The sequence below is a fragment of the Paenibacillus sp. Soil787 genome, assembly GCF_001429545.1.
Classification (GTDB): domain Bacteria; phylum Bacillota; class Bacilli; order Paenibacillales; family NBRC-103111; genus Paenibacillus_E.
In genome coordinates, this window is sequence record NZ_LMSP01000032.1 from 22,480 (window position 1) to 29,133 (window position 6,654).

At 44.3% G+C, this 6,654-nt stretch carries 5 protein-coding genes and 1 pseudogene; all 6 read right to left on the minus strand.

What is annotated here, in order from left to right; all coding sequences use genetic code 11:
- Positions 1 to 291 precede the first annotated feature (291 nt).
- Positions 292 to 2,040: a hypothetical protein gene (locus ASG93_RS23720; RefSeq protein WP_056835901.1), complete on the minus strand. Its 1,749-nt coding sequence runs from the start codon at positions 2,038 to 2,040 to the stop codon at positions 292 to 294.
- Positions 2,041 to 2,096: 56 nt separating this feature from the next.
- Positions 2,097 to 3,722 (minus strand): DHA2 family efflux MFS transporter permease subunit, encoded by a 1,626-nt coding sequence (locus ASG93_RS23725; protein WP_056835903.1) that lies wholly within the window; start codon positions 3,720 to 3,722, stop codon positions 2,097 to 2,099.
- Positions 3,723 to 3,736: 14 nt separating this feature from the next.
- Positions 3,737 to 5,053, minus strand: a complete 1,317-nt coding sequence (locus ASG93_RS23730) for an efflux RND transporter periplasmic adaptor subunit (protein ID WP_056835905.1) — start codon at positions 5,051 to 5,053, stop codon at positions 3,737 to 3,739.
- A gap of 9 nt (positions 5,054 to 5,062) precedes the next feature.
- On the minus strand, positions 5,063 to 5,722 hold the full coding sequence (locus ASG93_RS23735) for an HlyD family secretion protein (protein ID WP_056835907.1): 660 nt from the start codon (positions 5,720 to 5,722) through the stop codon (positions 5,063 to 5,065).
- Entirely contained in the window at positions 5,719 to 6,162 is a 444-nt protein-coding gene (locus ASG93_RS23740; protein ID WP_056835912.1) for a MarR family winged helix-turn-helix transcriptional regulator, read from the minus strand. The genes ASG93_RS23735 and ASG93_RS23740 overlap by 4 nt, the downstream gene beginning before the upstream one ends.
- 240 nt (positions 6,163 to 6,402) lie before the next feature.
- Positions 6,403 to 6,654 (minus strand): annotated as a pseudogene (locus ASG93_RS23745) (phytoene/squalene synthase family protein); the annotation flags it as partial.

Genomic DNA, 6,654 nt, shown 5'->3' on the forward strand with positions numbered 1-6,654 from the left:
ATTATATGACACTATTTGGTGTCCCGTCAACAACATTTTTAAACTCCGCATGACAACGTTAGTAAGCAATGTGTAACAACACTTTATGCCATTTGGCTCTTTGATGAAATGTTAAAAAGCCGCGGCACGAGAATGCCGAAGCTTTTTGACCATGACTCAGTTTTGGTTCTGTACATGCTTCTGCAAGGACAATATGGAGTTACGCTGGCGTAAATCAGGAAGCTCGGCGCCTACTATTATCCGAATCAGCAGAGCTCGCAGCAGTGTCCCGATTCCTCAATCTCATAAATGTTATTTTAACTCCGCAATCAGACGATCCACTTCACCTGAAGGTGTATTCAACGCTTCATATACTCTAACAATGACATTACTTTGAATTTGATCTGTAGTCAGATTGCTAAAGGTTAGCGTCTGTTTCCCATTCACTAAACGATCAGTTCCTGTGAAAGGGAATGTCTTAGAACCTAGGATGCTTCCGGAAGGATCCACTAGCTCAAATTTCAACTTAGAAAAGTTGTTGTCGACCAACACTTGTGGATCACGAATGAGGTCCATAAATAACTGCAATTTATATGTATAGTTGATTGCAATTGTCTGTCCTGGAGACGTAATCTGCGCCAAGTAATAATCTTTAATATTGACAGCGTATGGAAATAGGGAAATTTTATGTCTGTCATCTTGCCCTTGTGCTGTTACCTGATAGGAGGCAATCGTTGATTTGAAGGTCGGCGTCGTTTCTCCGCTAGCCTCACCATTGATTACGTTTTGCACTTTCATCGTGAATACATCGCTAGTTTCAGCTACTGGCAATACAAAGGCATAGCTAACAACCGTTGATGTTCCAGGGGCAACAGACTTCTCCACGTCACTTTGTCTGGATCCCATATAGTCAAAGCCTGTTGGACTCGATAACATCGCTTGGAAGGCTGGCACGGGAATTTCACTTAATCCCTTATTCGTCAAAGTAAACTTGGCAAAAGCCAGCTTACTTCCTTGATCTTGGTTATCTGCAACATGAAGCTCCACCAATGCAACGTCCAGATCCTGATTAATGACGTCATTCCATTTTTCGAAAGCAATCGGAGTCCCATAGGTATAGCTGCCCGCTACGGTCTTCGTGCTAGGCAAGCCTATATTCAGTTTACCAATATGGAAATTCGAGGTCTTCACACTGCCTGCCGCATCGGCTTGTGTAAAGCTTTCCGATGTCAGAACATTAACGCTGTCTAGTACGGTATCCATATCCGCCCGAATCGCAAAATGCACATATTTACTCTCACCTGCATCAAGCTTCACAGAGTCTGCTTCAACCTGTTTGCCTGAATATACATTTGTTTTGGACTTACCATCCAATTCCAGCACTGGCACCGTTTCAATTTGATCGCTCGGGTTGGATACCAAGAGCTTCACGACATACACAACGCCATCATTGCTGTTACTTTTCGTAATATCCACCGTTTTATATTGAAGCGGTGATTCCAGTGTCGGTATGGTGAAGATTTCCCCCCACTTCTTCATATGCGATGCGTCTTTAAACTCTCCATGATTGCCATTCCACACCGCTCCATCTAATGGAGTCGTGAGCAAGGTTGTCTCCTGCTTCGGATACACATCGTAATTGACATCTACAAGCGAGAGATTGCTCAAATTCACTTCTGTTTGTCGGTTAACTACTTTCAAATAAGTCAACTCGACTTCAGAATCGGGCTGCACACCACGTGCATTACTGCTGCTTGCACGTAAGCTATAAACAATACCATCTGTCGTTTTTACTCTAAGCTCATAATCAGGAATACGCAGCGTTTGACTGCTAGTGTTGTTTACTCGAATGACAGCGCCGAGACGCACGCCGCTGGCCGTTTTCTCATTATAAACACCCTCCACCGTTACTTGAAGGTTATCGCTTATCAGTTGAACCGCAGCTGCATTTGCAGTTGTTGCTGTTAGATCTCCTCCATCTGCTAAAGCGGGAAGTCCCGAAATCAGCAACGAGGAAGACAAAACGAGTGTCATCGCTGCTTGTTTGAATTGAATTCTCATCGTTTATTTCCTCCTAAGAGTTTTGCTTTAGCAAAACTTTCTTCATGAGCATATATTTACATTTCAATCATGACATGGTGCTGAGCATCAGAATCGGCGCTTTCCTGTGCTGCCGCCTGCTGTTTCTTTTTCTGGCGCATGAAAAAGACTAAAATAATGGCAATGAACGCCGGTATTGCAGAAAGCATCAATGTGTCCGCAATGGCTCTTGTCAAAGCTTCTTTTTGCACCAGTCCGTATAAAACGCCAACCACACCACCGGTCGCTGAACTTGCATCCGTCCCGAGTTCCAAATAACGATGTACGACGTTCGTTTGAAGATCTGTATATGCCGGCGAATTCGTTGAAATCGACTCGTTGAATCTGGCCCCGAATTGTGTCGCTTCATTATTCATATTACTGGTCAACAACGCAATGCCAAGCGATGCCATGACATTACGGATAACATTAGATACCGAGGACGCCCTGCCAATCATATGATTCGGCAAGGTGTTCATTCCCGCGGAAGTCAGCGGCATCATGCATAAACCAATGCCAATACCGCGAATAACGAGCAAACCGCTTATCCAATGCGTAGGCGTTTGTTGAGAAAGGACATGCAGCTCTAAGGTCGTGCAGCCAATAATGGCCAAGCCTATTATTCCAAGCGGAACTACACCATATTTGGAGACCAATTTTCCTGCAACAGGCATCATGAAGGCCATTGCAATCGACTGCGGCATCATGACCAACCCCGTTTGCATAGGCGTCAACCCCGTTACATTTTGCATAAAAATCGGCATCATATAAACACCGCCCTGCATAGAAATCATAACGAAGCTCGAAGCCGCTAAGCTTAGGGCAAAAATAGGGTTCTTGAACAATCGGAAATCCATAATGGGATTATCTTTGCCAAGCTCCACCCAAATTAAGAGGATAAAGCTGGAAATCGAGATGAAAAACAAGCTGACAATATAGAGTGATGTCCATCCATCAGATTGACCGTCCGTTAGGGCAAGTAGCAGGGTGCTGAAAACAATCATACATAAAATACTGCCGACAAAATCAAATTTAATCCCTGCTCGTTTGGGTGTCTCCTTCAAAAAAATGAAACCAAGAGTTACAGCTATAATTCCAATTGGAACATTGATGTAAAATAAATAACGCCAGCTAAAGTTATCGACTAAATATCCGCTTAACGTAGGTCCCATGGCAGGCGCCGCCATAGCAGCGATCCCCCAGATGCCCATAGCAACTTGAATTTTGCTGCGGGGCATAATCTGGTAGAGCATGGCCATACCAACAGGCATAATAAAGCCTCCGCCAAGTCCTTGAATAATACGAAATATGATAAGACTGGTGTCGCTCCAAGCGATCCCGCATAAAATCGAGCCAATAACAAAAGCAACTACCGTTGTCAGGAACGTTGTTTTGTAACCAAAACGATCTGATAAAAAACCACCCATGGGTACAACAACCGCTGAAGCGAGCATGTAGCCCGTAACAACCCATTCAATTTGTGTCGACGTAGAGCCAAAGACAGCCATTAACTTTGGTATCGCAACATTCATCAAACTATTATCTAAAATCGCAAGAAATGTACCTAGAATGAGTACTAATAGAGCTAACCATTGGTAACCTGTTATTTTCTCCTCTTGTGGCTTAACCTCGGGGGTAACCGCTTCCGTCGATACAGATGACATCCTTGCAGCCTCCTTTACTCGGCATGAACCTTGGTACCGTCCGTTAGCTTATCGCTTGGATTCAAGACGATCTTATCATTGGGTTTCAATATCGCATCCCCTTTGAGGTATACCCAATCTTGGTTCTTATCTTCTGTCTTCAGCTCTACAGGATGAACTGTGTCACCGCTAATCTTATAAACGACCGTCTTGCCGTCTTTTTGCAAAAGGGCGGCTTTCGGTATTTCAACGCCATTATCGCCACTGCTTGCTCCAAAAGCAACACTGGCAACAGCTCCCGCATGCAAGGATCCATCAGGGTTGCCTACTACTAACTTAACAGGGAAGGTATTGTTATTCGTATCAGAAATCGGACTAACAAATGTGATTGTGCCTTCGAACGTTTTACCTGGAATGCTGGGTACCGTCACGGTTCCTTTCTCTCCTTGTTTAATGGAACTGACCATTCCTTCAGGGACACTGACTTCCACTTTCACTTGATCTATGCTTACAACCGTCAATAAAGCTGCCCCTGCTTGTGCCATTTCTCCCACATTTACATTCTTTTTTACAATGACACCATCAATTGGCGAAACTACCCCAGCATTCTTCACCGCATTCTGAACTAGCATCAAAGCGGCTTGCTTCGCTGAGACGTCGGCTTTCAATTGCTCCAACGTATTTGCAGTCGCGCCTTCTTTGGCCAAGCTTAGTTTAGCCTCTGCGGCAGACAATTGAGCGTTCGCTCCTTGTTGCTGCGATATAGCGGATTCATAAGCTGCTTTTGCTTTTTCATAATCCAGTGACGCTTTATCCAGATCGTCCGTACTCACTTCGCCTTGATCATAAAAGTTTTTCGCATAATTGTACCCTTTGGTTACGAGATCATAAGCTGCTTTCGCTTGCGACACCCCCGCTTTGGCTTGATTAATTGCCGCTTTGGCTTGCTCAACTGCCGCACCTGCCGCTTGCAAATCCTGTGAACGGGCGCCGGCTGCCGTATCTGCCAATTTCGCCTGCGAAGCCGTCAGTCCGGCCTGCGCTTGATCCAACTGCTGGCTTAAATCTTCGGTGTCGAGTTGAACAAGCAAATCACCCTTTTTTACTTTCGCTCCTTCATCTACAGCAACAGAAGTAATTTTACCTCCTATTTTAGACACTACTTGAACCGTTTGATCCGCCGCTAATTTACCGCTCGCCCCTGCTGCATTCAAACTGCCGATCGTAATCACCTTGACTGAAGGGGTTGTTGTTTGTGCAGTGCTAGTTGGTGAAGAACTGCAGCCGCTAGCAAGCATAAGGGAACCAGCCAGAACACTTAAAGATACAACGACGTTAAGATGTTTTTTCATGGGTAATCTTTACTCCCCTTTGATATGGATTTTGATCGCAGCATTCATGCCTGGCGCCAAATCTAATCCCTTATGATCGTCAATAGATATTTTTACATTCAAACGCTGTGTAACTTTTGTGAAGTTCCCGCTTGAGCTCGTTGTCGGAAGCAATGAGAAGGTAGACGCTGTTGCTTGACCAATCTCCATTACTTTCCCCTGGAACTCTGTTCCACTATATGTATCCACACTAAACGTTACCAACTGCCCAATATGTACCTTTTGGATCTTCGTTTCATCAATATCTGCCGATACGAATAAGGCGCTCTTATCCACAATCATTGCGACCGATTGCCCGGGAGCGACTACTTCGCCAACTTTAGCAGCGGTTTGAATCACCGTTCCTCCGATCGGAGTGCGCAAAGTCGCTTGATCGAGCAAGCTATTCGATAAATTCGTAATATCTTGCTGTCCGACGATTTGATCCGCCACAACCGTATCGCCTACTTTTATGCCTAGCGTATTAATTTTGCCCGCAATTCGAGGCATGACACGATAAATATCTCCCGAGAGACGGGCATTGTCTGTCGCTATATAGTTAGCGCCCTGATACCAGTAATAACCGCCGATAGTGCCTCCGCTAATAACCATAACAGCTAGAATAATAATTAGAACCAATTTACGTTTCATTCCGTTCCCTCCAGCTTTTTCTCCAAATGTTCAATGAGTCTTCCGACCACTTCTTTACATGTCGCAATCTGTTCAGGTGTAAATGCCATCTCCAAACCTTCGTAGAACTCCTTGGTTATCGTCTCAAGCTTCGTTTTCTTCATCTGTTGACAAAAATCTGTCGTACCAATCCAGACAATTCTTCGATCCTGCTCATCTCTCTTGCGTTCCACCAACCCATCACGTTCCAACCGATCCACAATACCGGAAACCGTACTATTACTGAGCTGCACGGAATGAGCGAGATCCCCAAGCTTTCTCGGCTCCTTCATAAACAATTCCCGTAAAATAAACAACTGCGGTCCCGTTAACTCTTCCCGTTGAAGTTCCCTATACATTAAAGATACACGCAGCTTATGCAGCCTAGTAAATTCAGCGACAAGATCTCTAACCTCTTCCAAACCACTTCCCCCTTAAAAAACATAAGATCAATAGTTATTTCGCATACGAATATTTCGCATACGAAATATAATTATGGTATTGATCTTAACATGCATCCAAGATTTTGGAAATATATTCATTATGAATTATTTGTGAAAAACAAAATAGCCGAAAGCTGCTGCTTCCGACTTCATTCGAAATCCAAACTGTTCTAGGATACCGGCTTACTTCTTATTTACGTCTACATATGGAAAATCATGTTATCCAGTCACACGACTCACAATTTTTAGAACCGCATCTCTCGTTAATTTGTTTCCACCAACAGCGATGAGGTTTACCGTAGCATGAGCTAGCGCTAGTGGTACCTTGCAAAATTTCAACGCTGGACCTTCCTTCAGGTCTGCGACATATGAGTCGGCTAGTTGTAAATTGCGACGTGTGTACTGTTGCATCTCCTTGAATCCCCAACCGTCAGGAAAGAAGTCAACGCCACGTTTAAGATCCTCCACTCT